Below are 17655 nucleotides of genomic sequence, written 5' to 3'. Positions count from 1 at the left end.
TCAGGCTCCCCTGGAAACGAGCGTCGGCAGCGGCCGCACGAAGGCGCCGGTACCCGGTTCGGCAAGCACGTTCGTGCCATCGAAGGCGAGCCTGCCACGCAGATAGGTGCCCGAGACCCGCCATGGCAGGCGGATGCCGTTATAGGGCGACCATCCCACGACATTGTTGCCGCTCGCGGCCGCGTCATAGATGTAGGGCTCCGGCGTCAGCACCGTGATGTCGGCATCCTTGCCGGCTTCCAGCGCGCCCTTCACATGATCGAGGCGGAAGTGCCGGGCCGGGTTCAGCGCCATCAGTTCGGCCGCGCGCGTCAGCGGAATGCCGCGCTCCAGTGCGCCCTTGACGAAGAGCGGCACCATGACCTCCAGCCCCGGCACGCCGGATGCATTGGCCAGCATGTCCGGGTTCGTCTTGCGGTCCTCCGACCAGCTGACATGGTCCGTGGACACCAGGGTGACATTGCCTTCCGCGATATGCCTCCAGAGCTTTTCCACCTCGGCGCGCGGGCGGATCGGCGGGTTGATCTTCGCCTTACCGCCGAGCCGGGCCACGTCGTTCTCTTCATCAAGCGTCAGATAGTGGATGCAGCACTCGATCGTCGCGCGAAAACCCTGCGCCCTGTAGGCGCTAGCGATCTCATAACCGCGGCCGAGCGAGCAATGCACGACATGCGCCGGGCACCCGGTCTGCGCCCCCGTCTCGTAGATCTGGTTGGAGGCGAGCAGTTCCGTCAGCGGCGGACGCGACAGGCCATGAGCGCGGTAGTCGGTGATGCCCGCCGCCTTCACCTTCGCGATCGCCGCCCGCACCGCCTCGTCGTCCTCGTTGTGCACGCCGGCGGTCAGCCCCGTCGGGGCGATGACGCGGAAGCAGTCTTCGAGAAGCGCGGCGGAAATGCGCGGAAAGCGCTTCGGGTCCGTGCCGAAGGTCGAGAACTTGAAGGCCGCAACCCCCGCCTCGACCATTTCGCCGATGCGTGCCGGCCCTTCTTCGGGATCAACGGTGCCGTAGAGCGCGAAATCGACGCGCGCCTGCGTCGATGCATGATCGACCTTGATCTTCACCGCTTCCGCCGAGCACACGAGGTTGCCCTCGTCATAGGGCATGTCGACGATGGTGGTGACGCCGCCCGCCGCCGCCGAGCGCGTCGACCAGATGAAATCCTCCTGGTTCTTCTGCGAGAGCGAATGGACCTGCGCATCGATGGCGCCGGGCAGGATCAGCGCGCCCGAAAGGTCGTGCCGCTCCTTTGCTGCGGGCATCGCGCCCTGTCCCACATGCACCACCTTGCCGTCGCGAACCGCGACATGCCCGCCTTCGACAATACGATCCGCCAGGACGACGGTACCTTTCACAACGAGATCGAAATCGGCCATGTCGTGTCTCCGTCAGGCTTTGAGGGCGAAGAAGGTGTCGAACTCGGCCATAGGCGCCGCATCGAGGAAGGCGGCAAGCGCATCCGGGCAGGCGAGATCACGGTCGAGCGCCTCGATTTCGGCGGAAAGCGGCCGGTCCTTGCGGTAGAACGGGCTGATGGCACGCGTGCGCTGATAGGCGATGGAGGCCACGCCCTCGACATTGTCGCCCGAGAGATCAACGGCCTGCGCCGACAGCATGGCTTCGAGCGCGGCAAGCTGGCGAAGGTCGCGCACCTGGCTTTCCATGCGCTCGACGATCAGCGGCAGGAAGGTCGCCTCCTCCTCCAGCCCGCCCGCCACGACAATGGATTGCGCCGAGATCGGCACCGCCAGCGACTGGATGCGCATATAGAGCTCGACTGCGAGCTTCAAAAGCGGCCCGAAGCCGGTCGCCGCCTCGCCGGGCGCAACGAGATTGACCGGCAGGTTGCGGCGCACGCCGTTGGCCAGCAGCACGCAGCGGTTCAGGACGTTTCGGGCAAGATGCGCGAACCCCGTCTGCGCGGCCTCGACATAGAGGGTAGTCGAGAGCGGCAGCGAGCCGCCGGAGGCCATGATCACGCCGTCGATGACGACGGGATTGTCATCCGACTGCGCGGTCGCCTCGACGATGCGCTCTGCCGCGTTCATCAGCGTATCGAGGCAGGCGCCGAAGACCTGCGCGGTCATGCGCAGGCTGAGCGGATCGTGGATCGCCGATGGCTTGGGCCAGTGGCCCGAGGCGGCCTGCGCCTCGAACCAGCGCCCGGCCATCGCCTCGCCATGGGCCGAAAGGCGCGCGGCGACCCGCCAAGGATCGGCAGATGCCCCGAGCGCCAGCGACGAAAGAACGCCTGTTACCATGAGGTTGCGGATCGCCTTGGCTGCCTCGCGCACCACGTCGGCTGCGGCGGCATGCGAGATGGCGTTGACGCTCAGCGCCGCCAGCGCATCGCGCGGCTGCATGTGATGGGGTTTCAACCCGGCGCGCTCCAGCGCCTCAGCGGCCGGCACGCGCTCGCCGCGATACCACGCCTCGCCCTCGCCCATCAGCACGGCAGCGATCTGGCCCATCAGGCCAATATCGGCGCAGCCCATAGACCCGTGCCGGCGCACCACGGGCACGACATCCTTTTCGAGCAGCGCGAGGAAGGCGTCGATCAGCTCAGGGCTGCACCCGGAATAACCGCCGAGCGCCGTGTTCACCCGGATCGCCATGGCCTTGCGCACGATGGGCAGCGTAAAGGGCTCGCCCGTGCCGAAATGATGCGCCTTGACGAGGTTATTGTTGAACTCGACGAGATCGTCGGCCGTCCACAGTTTGTCCCTCATCGAGCCGACGCCGGTATTGGCGCCGTAGATCGGCAGGCCGGTGGCGAGTCGATCGGTAACGACATGCCGCGCCGTCACGATCCGCCCCATGCCCTTCTCGCAGGCCACCGCATGCCGGCCCGCCCGGCCGATCGCCTCCAGCGCGGTGAAATCGAGTGGCTGGCCAGTGAGATAGAGCGTTTCGGCGGAAGCGAGCATGTCCCCAAAGCCTGTATCGAGTGCAGCATCGGAAAAGCCGCGCGGGCTTATCCGGCAATTGCAGAAAAGTACGGGATGGATGTTAAGCGCAACGCAGCACAAACAGATATCCCAAAATCCGCACGCCCTATGCTATAAGCCGAACATCATCCGCTAAACGAAAGCGCCGCCCGTGGATCTGGCCACCCTCAGCCTCGTGCACGACATACTCGAACAGCGCGGCATTCGCCGGGCCGCCGCCCGCGCCGGCCGGCCGGCCTCCAGCGCAAGTGCGGCACTGCGACGGGTCGAAGCCGCCCTTTCGGTGCCGCTTGTTCGGCGCGACGGGCAGGCGCTGGTGCCCACGCTGGAGGGGGAAACCCGCCTGCCACATTTTGCTGAGATCGCGCGCACCGCGGCGACGCTTTTGTCGCTCGGGCAAGGCACATCGGCCGGGGGCGCCATCCCGCTCGCATCGCTCTCTCGCTTCGCCGCCGCTGCCAAGGCCGGCAGCATCAATGCCGCTGCCAGAAGCCACGGCCTCGGTCAGCCCCAGCTGACCCGTCAGCTCGCGCATCTTGAGAAGGCCATCGGCTGCACGCTGTTCGACCGTTCGGCCAAGGGCATTAGCTGCACGCCGGCGGGCCTTGAAGCGCTTGCCCTTGCCGAGCACATCACCACCGCCTGGGAAACGCTCGCCGCTGCCTCCACGGAGCGTTTCCGGCGCAGCGCCGCAACCTGGCGGCTCGGCGCCATCATCCCCTTCGGCCATGAAAGCGAGATCGCCGGCATGCTGGCGCGGCTGGCGGTCGAGTGGCGCGCCGCCCGCCCGCGCCAGCCGCTCTTCCTGTCCTCGACAACGGCCGATGAACTGGTTTCCGGTCTCAAGAACCGCCGTTTCGACCTGATCCTGCTCGATACCGACCGCTATCCCGTGGAGTTCGATGGCTGCCTGATCGACCAGTCGCAACTCGCCCTCGCCGCCCCCCGCGACCTGAAGGAAGACGACCGGCAGGACCTCGCGGCTCTCCTGCGCCGCTATCCGATTGCCGTACCGAGCCCGCGCAGCGGCCTGCGCCAGATGACGGACCGTTTTCTGGAGGCCACGCTCACGCCGGCCGAGCGGGCACGCCTGACGCTGGTGGAGGTGGATTCCATCCCCGTCATCATCAACCTCGTGCTGAAACACGGCCACCTTGCCATCCTGCCGGAGAACTCGCTGGCCAATATCAGCCCGCCGCCGGCGCTGCTGCCGCTCGGCCCGGCCTACCGCCAATCGCTGAGCCTCGTCTGGCCGCGTGACACGCTGTCCCGCCAGGCGGCGGAAACGGTGATCCCCATCCTGTCGCGGCGTGCGCCTTAAACCTTGGCGCCTGCGCGCAGCCGCCGCCGCGTCTCCGTCGGGCTTTCGTGATAGTGCGCGCGGTAGCTACGCGAGAAGGCCGATGACGAGTTGAAGCCGGTGAGCGCGGCGATGTCGGCAAACTCCGCCTTGGTCTCGATGACCTTGCGCCGGGCCGCGTTGAGGCGCAGCGCCAGATAGTGCTGGTGCGGCACCACACCCATCGATTCCTGAAACAGGTCCTGCAGATGCCGCGCGCTGATGCCCACACGCCGGGCGAGCCGCGCCAGCGTCAGCGGCGCATCGACCGTCTCTTCCATCAGCCGCACGGCCTGGCTCACGCGCTGGTCGGCAACGCGCATGTTGCCGAGCGCCGGCACCTGCAGGAGACCGCCGGTGCGCTCATGCTCGTAGATGAACAGCCGCGATACCTCCAGCGCAAGCGAATAGCCCTGCCTTCGGCGAATGATTTCCAGCATCAGGTCGAGCGTCGGCAGCGATCCGCCGGAGGTGACACGCTTTCCGTCGATGACATAGCGCTCCCGCATCACGGCAATCTGCGGATAGCACGAAGCGAATTCCTCCATGTCCTCCCAGTGAACGGTCACGGAGTAGCCGTCCAAGAGGCTCGCCTCCGCCAGCAGCCAGCTTCCCGATTCGATACCCGCCATCATCGTCCGGTAGCGCGCGGTCTGCGAAAGCTGGCGCCGTAACAGAGGCGTCGCACTCATCTGCCATTGATAGCTCGACAGCACGAAGAGCGGCGCCGTCTCCTTTTCCGGCCGGAAAACGCCGTCGACGGGAACGGGAATGCGGCTGCGCGTCTCGATGGGTTGCCCATCCGGCGAGAACATCCGCCAGCGGTAGAGCGTCTGACCGGAAATTCGGTTGGCCGCGCGCAGGGGTTCGATAACCGAGGCGACGAGGATGAGGTTCGTCTCGGGCAGGATAAGAAGATCGATGTCGAGCGTATCGGAGGAGAGGTCGAGCATGACGCAAGCATGCAAATGCACCTCTCAAATTGTCAAGGATAGATCTGAAAAGTGAAAGCATTGCGCCGTCTCTTGGCTCGTAATGGCCTTAACGAGAATACTGGGAGAACGAAAATGCCTCTTTCGATGAACCGCGACGTCTTCATTACCTGCGCTGTTACCGGCTCCGGCGATACCGCAGGCAAGTCGCCGCATGTGCCGCGCTCACCCAAGCAGATCGCCGAATCCGCGATCGACGCCGCCAAGGCGGGTGCCGCCGTCGTGCACTGCCATGTGCGCGACCCCGAGACCGGCGCGCCCAGCCGCCGCAACGATCTCTATCGCGAAGTCACCGAGCGCATCCGTGACGCCGAAGTCGACGTGGTGCTCAACCTCACCGCCGGCATGGGCGGCGACATGATCTTCGGCGGCACCGAACAGCCGCTGCCGCTGAACCCTGTCGGCACCGACATGGTGGGCGCCACCGAGCGCGTGTCCCACGTTGTCGAATGCCTGCCGGAAATCTGCACGCTCGATTGCGGCACCATGAACTTCTCGCTCGGCGACTATGTGATGACCAACACTCCGTCGATGCTGCGCGCCATGGGCAAGATGATGACCGATCTCGGCGTGCGCCCCGAAATCGAAGCCTTCGATACCGGCCATCTCTGGTTCGCCAAGCAGCTCGTCGAAGAAGGCGTCATCGAGGATCCGGTCCTCATCCAGCTGTGCATGGGCATTCCGTGGGGCGCGCCTGACGATCTCAACACCTTCATGGCGATGGTCAACAACGTGCCGTCGAACTGGACCTTTTCGGCCTTCTCCATCGGCCGTAACGCCATGGCCTATCCGGCTGCGGCCGTGCTTGCCGGCGGCAATGTCCGCGTCGGCCTTGAGGACAATCTCTATGTCGGCAAGGGCCAGCTCGCGACCAATGCGCAGCTCGTCGATAAGGCCGTCAACATCATCGAAAGCATGGGCGCCCGCGTCATCGGCCCGGCCGAAGTGCGCGAGAAGCTGAAACTGACGAAGCGCGCGCCGCGCGGATGACCGGAACGGCAGCGCCTGCCCCCTCATCCGCCCTTCGAGCACCTCTCCCCATTGGGGGAGAAGGAGAATCTGGCAAGGCGGTGCATCCTTCCCTTCTCCCCCACGGGGAGAAGGTGCCCGAAGGGCGGATGAGGGGGATGGCCGCTCCATGTGTAAAAGCACGCGGGCGCAGGCAAACGAGCACAAAGTACAAGGGAACGCATCAGCATGAGCACCATCCACAAGGCAGCCTGCATCGGCGGCGGCGTCATCGGCGGGGCCTGGGTCGCGCGTTTCGCGCTGGCCGGCATCGATGTGAAGATTTTCGATCCGCACCCGGAAGCCGAGCGCATCATCGGCGAAGTCATGGCCAATGCCGAGCGTGCCTATGGCATGCTCACCATGGCGCCGCTGCCGCCGAAGGGAAAGGTCACCTTCGCCAAGAGCATTGAGGAAGCCGTCGAAGGCGCTGACTGGATTCAGGAAAGCGTGCCCGAGCGCCTCGAACTGAAGCGCGGCGTGCTGAACCAGATCGATGCCGCCGCCGACCCCAAGGCGCTGATCGGCTCCTCCACCTCGGGCCTCATGCCGACCGACCTGCAGCGCGACATGAAGCATCCCGAACGCCTGTTCGTCGCGCATCCCTACAACCCCGTCTATCTCCTGCCGCTTGCCGAACTCGTCGGTGGCCAGAAGACGTCGCGCGCGGTTCTCGAAGACGCCAAGGCCAAGCTGGCGCCCATCGGCATGAAGGGCGTGATCATCAACAAGGAGATCGAGGCCTTTGTCGGCGACCGTCTTCTGGAAGCCGTCTGGCGCGAGGGCCTCTGGCTCATCAAGGACGATATCTGCGATACCGAGACGCTCGACGACGTGATCCGCTATTCGTTCGGCATGCGCTGGGCGCAGATGGGCATGTTCGAGACCTACCGCATCGCCGGCGGCGAAGCGGGCATGCGCCACTTCCTCGCGCAGTTCGGCCCCTGCCTGTCCTGGCCGTGGACGAAGCTCACCGATGTCGTCGACCTCAACGATGCGCTGGTCGCGAAGATCGCCGACCAGTCGGACGCCCAGTCCGGCGCACGCGGCATCCGCGAGCTGGAGCGCATCCGCGACCAGAACCTCGTCGGCATCATGCACGCGCTGAAGGCCGGCGATGACGGCAAGGGTTGGGGCTCCGGCAAGCTGCTCGCCGATTTCGAGGCGCACCTGTGGGCCAAGGCCGGCAAGGCGAAGGTCGAGGTCTCTGCTGCCGAACCGCTGCGCCTGCTCGATACCAAGGTCAACGCCGCCTGGGTCGATTACAACGGCCACATGACCGAACACCGCTATCTTCAGCTGTTCGGCGACACCTCGGATGCGCTGCTGCGCCTTATCGGTGTCGATTTCGATTACGTCGAGGCCGGCCACAGCTACTACACGGTGGAAACCCACATCCGCCATCTCGGCGAGGGCAAGCTCGGCCAGGCGCTCTACACGACGCTCCAGCTTCTGTCGTCCGACGCCAAGCGCCTGCACTTCTTCACCCGCATCCATGACGCGGCGACGGGCGACGTCATCGCCACCGCCGAGCAGATGATGGTCCATGTCGACTCGAAGGCCGGCAAGAGCGTCGAGGCACCGGCGGAAGTGCTCGCGAAGATCAAGCCGATCGCCGAAGCCCACGCGACGCTCCCGGTGCCGGAAGGTGCCGGCCGGAGCGTCGGGCAGAAGCGCGCGTAGGGCGCAAGCCCTTACCCCCCTCTGCCCTGCCGGGCATCTCCCCCACAAGGGGGGGAGATCGGCTGGAGGCAAAGCGGTGCCACGATTCAATCTCCCCCCTTGTGGGGGAGATGGCCGGCAGGCCAGAGGGGGGTGACCAAACGCACCTCCAGTAAAGAGAATACTGGGAGAACACTGCAATGAACTTCGCACTTACCGACGAACAGCAGATGATCGTGGACACGGTTCGCCTGTTTGTCGAAACGGAAATCTATCCGCATGAAAACGAGGTCGAGCGTACCGGTCATGTGCCGCCGGAGCTCGGCCAGGAGATCGCGCGCAAGTGCAAGGACATCGGCTTCTTCGGCTGCAACTTCCCCGAAGAGGTCGGCGGCGCGGGTCTCGATCATACGTCCTTCACGCTGGTCGAGCGCGAGCTTGGCCGCGGCTCCATGGCGCTCACCGTTTTCTTCGGCCGTCCCTCGGGCATCCTGATGGCCTGCGAAGGCGAGCAGCGTGAGAAATACCTTTTGCCGGCTGTCAGCGGCGAGAAGTTCGACGCGCTCGCCATGACCGAGCCCGATGCCGGCTCCGACGTGCGCGGCATGAAATGCTTTGCCCGCAAGGACGGCGACGACTGGGTCGTCAACGGCACCAAGCACTTCATCAGCCACGCCAATATCGCCGATTTCGTCATCGTCTTCATCGCGACGGGCGAAGAGGACACGCCGCGCGGCAAGAAGAAGCTCATCACCTGCTTCCTCGTCGATCGCGGCACGCCCGGATTCGAAATCCGCGAGGGCTACAATTCGGTTTCGCACCGTGGCTACAAGAACTGCATCCTGAATTTCGACGAATGCCGCCTGCCCTCCTCCCAGATCCTCGGTGAGGTGCACAAGGGCTTCGACATCGCCAACGACTGGCTCTATGCGACGCGCCTGACGGTCGCCGCGACATCCGTCGGCCGCGCCCGCCGCGCCTTCGACTACGCGCTCAACTACGCCGCCGAGCGCAAACAGTTCGGCAAGCCGATCGGTGCGAACCAGGGTGTGTCCTTCAAGCTGGCCGACATGATCACCGAAATCGATGCCGCCGACCTGCTGACGCTCTCGGCCGCCTGGCGACTCGATCAGGGCCTGCCGTCGAACCGCGAAATCGCCTCGGCCAAGGTCTATGCCACGGAAATGCTCGCCCGCGTCACCGACGAGGCGATCCAGATCTTCGGCGGCATGGGCCTGATGGACGACCTGCCGCTCGCCCGATTCTGGCGCGATGCCCGCGTGGAGCGCATCTGGGACGGCACATCGGAAATCCAGCGCCACATCATCAGCCGCGACCTGCTGCGGCCACTGGGAGCGTAGTCATAGATGACCCGTTCCCTCGACCGTCTGATCCGGCCCAAATCCATCGCCGTTTTCGGCGGCAAGGAGGCGCGGCGCGTCATCTTCCAGTGCGACAAGATGGGCTTTTCCGGGGAGATCTGGCCGGTGCATCCGCGTGAGGACGAAATCCTCGGCCGCAAATGCTACCGGTCGGTTTCGGAGCTGCCCGGCGCGCCGGATGCCTCCTTCGTCGGCGTCAACCGCGAGCTGACTATCGGTATCATCCGTGACCTCGCCGCACGCGGCGCCGGCGGCGCCGTGTGCTACGCCTCGGGTTTCCGCGAGGCCGTCAGCGAACTCGCCGATGGCGACGACCTGCAGACGGCCCTGGTGGAGGCCGCCGGCGACATGCCGATCCTCGGGCCGAACTGCTACGGCTTCATCAACATGCTCGACGGCGCCCTGCTCTGGCCCGACCAGCACGGCATGCTGCGCATCGACAAGGGCGTGGCCGTCCTCACGCAGTCGTCCAACATCGCCTGCAACATCTCCATGCAGCAACGCGGCCTGCCGCTCGCCTATATCCTGACGGCCGGCAATCAGGCGCAGACTGGTCTCGCCGACCTCGCCTGCGCCGTGCTGGAAGACCCGCGCGTCACCGCCGTCGGCCTGCATATCGAAGGCTTCGACAGTCTCGAATCGCTGGAACGCCTGGCGCTTCGTTCGCGTGAACTGAACAAACCGGTGGTAACACTGAAGGTCGGCAAATCGGAGCAGGCGCAGCTCGCGACGGTCTCGCACACGGCATCGCTGGCCGGCAACGACGCGGTCTCTTCCGCGCTGCTGGCCCGCCTCGGCATCGGCCGCGTGGAAACGCTGCCGGAATTGCTGGAAACGTTGAAACTGCTGCACATCGCCGGCCCCTTGCCCAGCCATGACATCTCCTCAATGTCCTGCTCGGGCGGCGAGGCCTCGCTGATGGCGGATGCCGGGGTAAAGCGCAAGGTGAACTACCGTGCGCTCAAGGACTTCCAGCGCCAGCCGCTGCGCGAGACGCTCGGCCAGATGGTGACGATCTCCAATCCGCTCGATTACCACACCTTCGTCTGGGGCAACCGCGAGAAGCAGACGGCGGCCTTCACCACCATGATGCAGGGCGGCTACGCCCTGAACCTCATCGTGCTCGATTTCCCCCGCCTCGACCGCTGCGATGCTGAGGACTGGACCACCACCTGCCACGCCGTCATCGATGCGTCGAAGGCGACCGGGGCCAATGCCGGCATCGTCGCCTCCATGGGTGAAAACATGCCGGAGGCGACCGCCGAAATGCTGATGCAGAACGGTGTCGTTCCCTTCTACGGTATCGAGGAGGCGCTTGCCGCCGCCGACGCAGCCGCCGGCATCGGCGAGGCCTGGGCCCGGCCACAATCGGCCCCGCTCCTCAAGAGTGCCGCCGGTGAAGGCGAAGCCGTCACGCTCACCGAACATGAGGCCAAGCGGGCGCTCGCCGCCCATGGCCTGACCGTGCCGAAGGGCCTGACCGCCCAAACGCCGCAAGCCGCCGCCGACGCAGCCGAAACGCTCGGCTTCCCCGTCGTGCTCAAGGGGCTCGGCGTGGCCCACAAGACCGAAGCCGGCGCGGTGAAGCTCAACCTGCAAAGCCGCGAGGCCGTCATGCAGGCTGCTGAGAGCATGGCCGGCGTCGCCTCCGGTTTCCTCGTGGAAAAGATGGTCGGCAAGCCCATCGCCGAACTCATCGTCGGCGCCATGCGCGATCCCGTCGCCGGACCGGTTCTTACCATCGGCGCCGGCGGCATCCTCGTCGAGCTGCTCGAGGATTCGGCCATCCTGACCCTGCCAACCGACGAAAAGGCGATCCGCGAAGCCATCGCCCGCCTCAGGGTTGCAAGGCTTCTCGATGGCTATCGCGGCGGCCCGAAGGGGGATTTCGACGCACTTGTGGCCGCCGTCGCATCAGCGGCATCCTATGTCGTTTCAAACGCTTCAATAATCGAAGAACTGGACGTTAATCCTATAATGGTGCTGCCTGCTGGCGACGGTGTCGTCGCAGCCGACGCACTGATCCGTCTGAGGGAGAACCCATGACCGGACCGATCCTGCAACGCCGCGAAGGCGGCATCCTTGAAGTAACCATCGATCGCCCCAAAGCGAACGCAATCGACCTTGTGACCAGCCGCATCATGGGCGAAATCTTCGCGAATTTCCGCGACGACGACAGCCTGCGCGTCGCCATCATCACCGGTGCGGGGGAGAAATTCTTCTGTCCGGGATGGGATTTGAAGGCGGCGGCCGCGGGCGACGCGGTCGATGGCGATTACGGCATCGGCGGATTCGGCGGCATGCAGGAACTGCGCGACCTCAACAAGCCGATCATCTGCGCCGTGAACGGGATATGCTGCGGCGGCGGCCTCGAAATTGCGCTTTCCACAGATTTGATCCTCGCGGCCGAGCACGCCACCTTCGCGCTGCCGGAAATCCGCTCGGGAACGGTGGCCGATGCGGCCTCGATCAAGCTGCCCAAGCGCATCCCCTATCACATCGCGATGGACATGCTCCTGACGGGCCGCTGGCTCGATGTGCAGGAGGCCCACCGGTGGGGTTTCGTCAACGAGGTCCTTCCCGCCGACAAGCTGATGGACCGGGCCTGGGAGCTCGCCCGCCTGCTCGAAAGCGGCCCGCCGCTCGTCTACGCCGCCATCAAGGAAGTGGTGCGCGCCGCGGAGGGTGAAACCTTCCAGACGACGATGAACAGGATCACCAAACGGCAGTTCCGCACAGTCGATATTCTCTACTCCAGCGAGGACCAGCTTGAGGGCGCACGCGCCTTTTCCGAAAAGCGCGACCCCGTCTGGAAGGGACGATGAGAAAATCAGTGGCCGGCCCCAATGCGGGCCAGCCACTGCGAAAAGCATAAACATTTGAAAAGAATTAAGAAATTTTTCATGCCCACCATGCATCAGGCATCGAAATTTGCAAAAGGAGGATCCGCTTCGCGGTAAAGAAATCAGGTTTTCGCGAAACCGCCGAATGCGCCCGCACCGGGATAAAAACCGGCCTGCACGGTTGATTTAAAAGCCAAAAACAGAAATTCTGCCAATCACAACGACAAATGCTCGCCCGCAAGAGCACAGCAAAGGGAACAGGGGAATGACTGATTACACCAAATACCTCACGAGCCAGGTCTCGCTCGGCAAGATGAACCGCCGCGAGTTCCTGGGCCGCACAGCTGCCTTCGGCATCACGCTCGCCGCCGCCGGCACCATGTTCGACACCGCAGCCCGCGCGCAGGAGCCCAAGCGCGGCGGCAACCTGAAGCTCGGCCTGGAAGGCGCAGCCGCCACCGACTCGAAGGATCCCGCCAAGGCGCTGTCGCAGTTCATGTTCGTCGTCGGTCGCAACTGGGGCGACATGCTCGTCGAATCCGAGCCGCTGACCGGCCAGCCCGTTCCCGCGCTGGCCGAATCCTGGGAGCCGTCCGCAGACGCTGCCACCTGGACCTTTACCATCCGCAAGGGCGTGAAGTTCCATGACGGTAAGGAACTGACCGTCGACGACGTCATCAAGACCCTGCAGCGCCACACCGATGAGAAATCGGAGTCGGGCGCGCTCGGCGTCATGAAGTCGATCAAGGAAATCAAGGCCGACGGCGACAAGCTCGTGCTCGTACTGTCGGAAGGCAATGCCGACCTGCCGCTGCTTTTGACCGATTACCACCTGATCATCCAGCCGAATGGCGGCCTGGACGATCCGAACGCCATGATCGGCACCGGCCCCTACAAGGTCGTGAACTTCGAGGCGGGCGTGCGCGCCACCTTCGAGCGCAACAAGGATGACTGGCGCCAGGACCGTGGCTATGTCGACACGATCGAAATGATCGCGATGAACGACGCCACCGCCCGTATCGCCGCACTGTCTTCCGGCCAGGTCCATTACATCAACCGCGTCAGCCCGAAGACCGTGGACCTCCTGAAGCGCGCACCGACCGTGGACATCCTCTCCACGTCCGGCCGCGGCCACTACGTGTTTATCATGCATTGCAACACGGCGCCGTTCGACAACAACGACCTACGCATGGCTCTCAAGTATGCGATGGATCGCGAGACCATGCTGGAGAAGGTGCTCGGCGGTTACGGTAAGGTTGGCAACGACTTCCCGATCAACGAGACCTACGCCCTCTTCCCCGAAGGCATCGAACAGCGTGCCTACGATCCGGACAAGGCCGCCTTCCACTACAAGAAGTCGGGTCACAGCGGCTCCGTCCTGCTGCGCACCTCCGACGTCGCCTTCCCCGGCGCCGTCGATGCGGCGGTCCTCTACCAGGAGAGCGCCAAGAAGGCCGGCATCGATATCGAGGTGAAGCGCGAGCCGGGCGACGGCTACTGGTCGAACGTCTGGAACGTCCAGCCCTTCTCCACCTCCTACTGGGGCGGCCGCCCGACCCAGGACCAGATGTACTCCACCGCCTATCTCTCGACGGCCGACTGGAACGACACGCGCTTCCAGCGCGAAGACTTCGACAAGCTGCTGCTAGAGGCACGTTCGGAACTCGACGAGGCCAAGCGCAAGGACATGTACCGCACCATGGCCATGATGGTGCGTGACGAAGGTGGCCTGATCCTGCCGATGTTCAACGACTTCGTGAACGCGTCCAGCAAGAGCGTGAAGGGCTACGTGCACGACATCGGCAACGACATGTCGAACGGCTATGTCGCCACCCGCGTGTGGCTCGAAGCCTGATGACCGGCGGCGGACCGGCGCACGGTCCGGAACTGACAGCAACGGCGGCTGCGGGCGATAGCCCGCAGTCTGCCGGCGCTGCCGGGTCGGTTGCGTCCCCAGGAACCCCTTTTGTCGAAGCCAAGCCTTCCGTCTGGGCGAAATTCGCCAAGAGCAGCCCGCTCGCGGCGCTGATCACGCAACGCCTCGCGCTCAGCGTGGCCTTGCTCTTCGCCGTGTCCCTGATGATCTTCGGGGGCGTGGAAGCCTTGCCCGGCGACTTCGCCACGACCTATCTCGGCCAATCCGCCACGCCGCAGGCGGTGGAGAACATCCGCAAGGAACTCGGTCTCGACCAGTCCGCCACCACCCGCTACTTCCAGTGGCTTGGCGGCGCGCTGCAGGGCGATTTCGGCACCTCCTGGGCCTCGCGAAACTCTGTAAGCGAGCAGATCGGCAAGCGCCTCGGCAATTCCCTGTTCCTCGCCTTCTTCGCAGCCATCATATCGGTGCCGCTCGCCGTCGGGCTCGGCATGCTGGCGGTGCAATACCGAAACCGGCTGCCCGACAAGATCATCAACGTCGTCTCGCTGGCGGCGATATCGCTGCCGGAATTCTTCGTCGGATACCTGCTGATCCTGTTCTTCGCCGTGCAGATGGGTGTCGCAACCTTCCCTGCAACGGTCTATGAATCCATGACCTTCGGCCAGAGGCTGTCGGCCATCGCCCTGCCAACGGCGACGCTCGTCCTCGTCGTACTTGCCCACATGATGCGCATGACACGCGCGGCGATCCTCAACGTGATGTCGTCAGCCTATGTCGAGACGGCGGAACTGAAGGGCCTGTCCAGCCTGCGCATCATCGCCAAGCATGCCGCGCCTAATGCCGTGGCACCCGTCATCAACGTCATAGCGCTTAACCTCGCCTATCTCGTGGTCGGCGTCGTCGTGGTGGAAGTGGTGTTCGTCTATCCCGGCATGGGCCAGTATATGGTCGACGCCGTGACGGTGCGTGACATGCCGGTCGTGCAGGCCTGCGGCCTGATCTTCGCCGCCTTCTACATTTTCCTCAACATGTTCGCCGATATCCTCGCCATCATAGCGAACCCCAGATTGAGGCATCCGCGATGAGACTAAGCTCCATTCCCGTCAGCGCATGGATCGGCATCCTGGGCATCGTGCTCGCCCTGTTTTGCGCCATGTTCGCCCCCCTCATCGCGCCCTACAGCGAAAGCCAGATCGTCGGTTCCGTCTGGGAGCCGATGGGCGGCCAGTATCTGCTCGGAACCGACAATCTCGGGCGCGACCTGTTCTCGCGTCTGATCTTCGGCGCCCGCACCACCATCTTCGTGGCGCTGGCGGCGACCGTTCTGTCCTTCTCGCTCGGCATGCTGCTGTCGTTCATCGCAGCTGTAACGGGCGGGTTCATCGACCAGATCTTCTCGCGCTTCAACGACCTGATGATGGCGATCCCCACACTCATCTTCGCCCTCGTCGTGCTGGCCGTGCTGCCGCAGCAGCTCTGGATCCTCATCCTCGTGATGGCGATCCTGGACTCGACCCGCGTCTACCGCATCGGCCGGGCCGTGGCGCTCGATGTCGCGGTCATGGAATTCGTCGAGGCCGCGCGGCTGCGCGGTGAAGGCACCGGCTGGATCATCTTCAAGGAAATCCTGCCCAACACGCTGTCGCCGCTGCTTGCTGAGTTCGGCCTGCGCTTCGCCTTCTCGATCCTGTTCCTGTCCACCCTCTCCTTCCTCGGCCTCGGCATCCAGCCGCCGGCGGCGGACTGGGGCGGCATGGTCAAGGACAACAAGGACGGCATCATCTTCGGCATTTCCGCCGCCCTCATTCCGGGCGGGGCTATTGCGGGATTGGCCATCTGCGTCAATCTCGTCGTCGACTGGCTGATGAAACGAACCTCCAGCCTCAAGGGAGGGCGTGGCGATGCCTGATCTTCTTTCCGTCAGAAACCTCAAGATCGAGGCCACCAGCTACCCGCCGGGTGAAGCACCACGGACCGTGACGCTCGTCGAGGGGATTAACTTCGATGTCGAGAAGGGCAAGGTTCTCGGCCTGATCGGCGAATCCGGTGCAGGTAAGTCGACCATCGGGCTTACCGCGCTCGCCTATGGACGCGGCGGCGTGCGTATCACCGGAGGCGAGGTCAAGCTTAACGGCGAAGACCTCCTCAAGCTCTCGCCGTCGGGCATCCGCAAGGTGCGCGGCGCCAAGGTCTGCTACGTCGCGCAATCCGCCGCAGCCGCCTTCAACCCCGCACACCGGCTCGGCGAACAGGTCATCGAGGCCTCGCTGAAACACGGCATCATGAACCGTGCAGAGGCGGAAAAACGCGCGCTCTACCTGTTCAAGGTCCTTGGCCTGCCGAACCCGGAAACCTTCGGCCAGCGGTATCCGCACCAGGTCTCCGGCGGTCAGCTGCAGCGCGCCATGACCGCCATGGCGCTCTGCCCCAACCCGGAACTCATCGTCTTCGACGAGCCGACCACCGCGCTGGACGTCACGACGCAGATCGACGTGCTCGCCGCCATCAAGCATGCCATCGAGGAGACCAACACCGCGGCCCTCTACATCACCCACGACCTTGCCGTCGTCGCCCAGATCACGGACGACATCCTTGTGCTCCGGCATGGCAAGATGGTGGAATACGGCTCGGTGAAGGACATCATCGAGGCGCCGAAGGAAGAGTATACCCGCGCGCTCGTCAACGTGCGCGGCACCGCCCGCGACGAGGCGCCCGACCAGACGGATACGCTGCTGAAGGTCGAGAACATCACCGCCGGCTATTCCAACGGCTTCAAGGTGTTGCAGAATGTTTCGCTGCACCTGCCGAAGGGGCAGACGCTGGCGGTGGTGGGTGAGTCCGGTTCGGGCAAATCCACGCTGGCCCGTGTCATCACCGGCCTCCTGCCGCCGCAGGACGGCACGATCAGCTTCGAGGGCACTGTGCTGCCCAAATCGTTGAAAGGCCGCACGAACGACCAGCTGCGCCGCATCCAGATGATCTACCAGATGGCCGATACGGCGATGAATCCACGCCAGACGGTGCGCGACATCATCGGCCGCCCCCTCACCTTCTACTACGGCCTGCGCGGCGCGAAGAAGACGGAGCGGGTGAAAGAACTGCTGGAACAGATCGAAATGGGCGGCCGCTTCGCCGACCGCTACCCGGCCGAACTGTCCGGCGGCCAGAAGCAGCGCGTCGCCATCGCCCGGGCGCTTGCCGCGCAGCCGGAACTCATCCTGTGCGACGAGCCGACCTCGGCGCTCGACCCGCTGGTGGCCGAGGGCATCCTGAAACTGCTCCTGAAGCTTCAGGACGAAACGCATGTCTCCTACATGTTCATCACCCACGACATCGCCATCGTTCGCGCGATCGCTGACAGCGTGGCCGTCATGCACCGGGGCAAGCTCGTGCGCTTCGGCCCGAAATCGAAGGTGCTGGCACCGCCCTTCGACGACTACACCGACCTTCTCCTGAAATCCGTCCCCGAAATGGAGATCGGCTGGCTGGAAAAGGTGCTGGCGACACGGCGCATGGAGAGCGCCGGGAACTGATCAAAGCGGGCGGTCTTCGGCCGCCCGTTTCCTTTGACGGGCCCCTTATCCGGCTGGCGCGGCATATC

At 64.6% G+C, this 17655-nt stretch carries 13 protein-coding genes; 10 read left to right on the top strand and 3 right to left on the bottom strand.

The features are described 5' to 3' along the window. Together MNR02_RS05605 and MNR02_RS05600 are read right to left on the bottom strand one after the other, a co-directional pair. Complete coding sequence (locus MNR02_RS05605) at window positions 1-1377, bottom strand: dihydroorotase family protein (protein ID WP_241948384.1); 1377 nt, start codon at window positions 1375-1377, stop codon at window positions 1-3. Window positions 1378-1389: 12 nt separating this feature from the next. After that, the gene (locus tag MNR02_RS05600) at window positions 1390-2928 is read right to left on the bottom strand and encodes an aromatic amino acid lyase (RefSeq protein WP_241948383.1); all 1539 of its coding nucleotides are present in this window, start codon (window positions 2926-2928) and stop codon (window positions 1390-1392) included. A 172-nt stretch (window positions 2929-3100) separates the two neighbouring features. Here MNR02_RS05600 and MNR02_RS05595 point away from each other — a divergent pair, with 172 nt between their 5' ends. Beyond that, complete coding sequence (locus tag MNR02_RS05595; RefSeq protein WP_241948382.1) at window positions 3101-4270, top strand: LysR family transcriptional regulator; 1170 nt, start codon at window positions 3101-3103, stop codon at window positions 4268-4270. On the opposite strand, the gene MNR02_RS05590 is transcribed toward MNR02_RS05595, so the two are convergent. Continuing rightward, window positions 4267-5241, bottom strand: a complete 975-nt coding sequence (locus MNR02_RS05590) for a GlxA family transcriptional regulator (RefSeq protein ID WP_241948830.1) — start codon at window positions 5239-5241, stop codon at window positions 4267-4269. The genes MNR02_RS05595 and MNR02_RS05590 overlap by 4 nt on opposite strands. A 114-nt stretch (window positions 5242-5355) precedes the next feature. On the opposite strand from MNR02_RS05590, the gene MNR02_RS05585 reads away from it, so the two are divergent. From MNR02_RS05585 to MNR02_RS05545, 9 genes are all read left to right on the top strand, one after another. After that, window positions 5356-6270, top strand: a complete 915-nt coding sequence (locus MNR02_RS05585; RefSeq protein WP_241948381.1) for a 3-keto-5-aminohexanoate cleavage protein — start codon at window positions 5356-5358, stop codon at window positions 6268-6270. 207 nt (window positions 6271-6477) lie between these two features. Next, a complete protein-coding gene (locus tag MNR02_RS05580) occupies window positions 6478-7971 on the top strand; it encodes a carnitine 3-dehydrogenase (protein ID WP_241948380.1) in 1494 nt (497 codons plus the stop codon). 179 nt (window positions 7972-8150) lie between these two features. After that, window positions 8151-9311: an acyl-CoA dehydrogenase family protein gene (locus MNR02_RS05575; RefSeq protein WP_241598280.1), complete on the top strand. Its 1161-nt coding sequence runs from the start codon at window positions 8151-8153 to the stop codon at window positions 9309-9311. Window positions 9312-9317: 6 nt separating this feature from the next. Then, window positions 9318-11378, top strand: coding sequence for an acetate--CoA ligase family protein (locus MNR02_RS05570; protein WP_241948379.1), 2061 nt, complete (start codon window positions 9318-9320; stop codon window positions 11376-11378). After that, window positions 11375-12157: a carnitinyl-CoA dehydratase gene (locus tag MNR02_RS05565; protein ID WP_241598271.1), complete on the top strand. Its 783-nt coding sequence runs from the start codon at window positions 11375-11377 to the stop codon at window positions 12155-12157. Before MNR02_RS05570 ends, MNR02_RS05565 begins: the two co-directional genes overlap by 4 nt. Window positions 12158-12440: 283 nt before the next feature. Further along, entirely contained in the window at window positions 12441-14030 is a 1590-nt protein-coding gene (locus MNR02_RS05560; RefSeq protein ID WP_241948378.1) for an ABC transporter substrate-binding protein, read from the top strand. Beyond that, window positions 14030-15139 (top strand): ABC transporter permease, encoded by a 1110-nt coding sequence (locus MNR02_RS05555; protein WP_241598267.1) that lies wholly within the window; start codon window positions 14030-14032, stop codon window positions 15137-15139. Before MNR02_RS05560 ends, MNR02_RS05555 begins: the two co-directional genes overlap by 1 nt. Continuing rightward, window positions 15136-15963: an ABC transporter permease gene (locus MNR02_RS05550; RefSeq protein ID WP_241948377.1), complete on the top strand. Its 828-nt coding sequence runs from the start codon at window positions 15136-15138 to the stop codon at window positions 15961-15963. The genes MNR02_RS05555 and MNR02_RS05550 overlap by 4 nt, the downstream gene beginning before the upstream one ends. Continuing rightward, window positions 15956-17587 carry an ABC transporter ATP-binding protein gene (locus tag MNR02_RS05545; RefSeq protein WP_241598265.1) on the top strand — a complete coding sequence of 544 codons (1632 nt, stop codon included), beginning with the start codon at window positions 15956-15958 and terminating at the stop codon, window positions 17585-17587. The genes MNR02_RS05550 and MNR02_RS05545 overlap by 8 nt, the downstream gene beginning before the upstream one ends. Window positions 17588-17655: the final 68 nt, after the last annotated feature.

It is taken from the genome of Shinella sp. H4-D48 (assembly GCF_022637395.1).
Lineage (GTDB): Bacteria > Pseudomonadota > Alphaproteobacteria > Rhizobiales > Rhizobiaceae > Shinella > Shinella sedimenti.
Note: the sequence above shows the minus strand (reverse complement) of the source record. Positions and strands in the feature narration are given on the sequence as shown.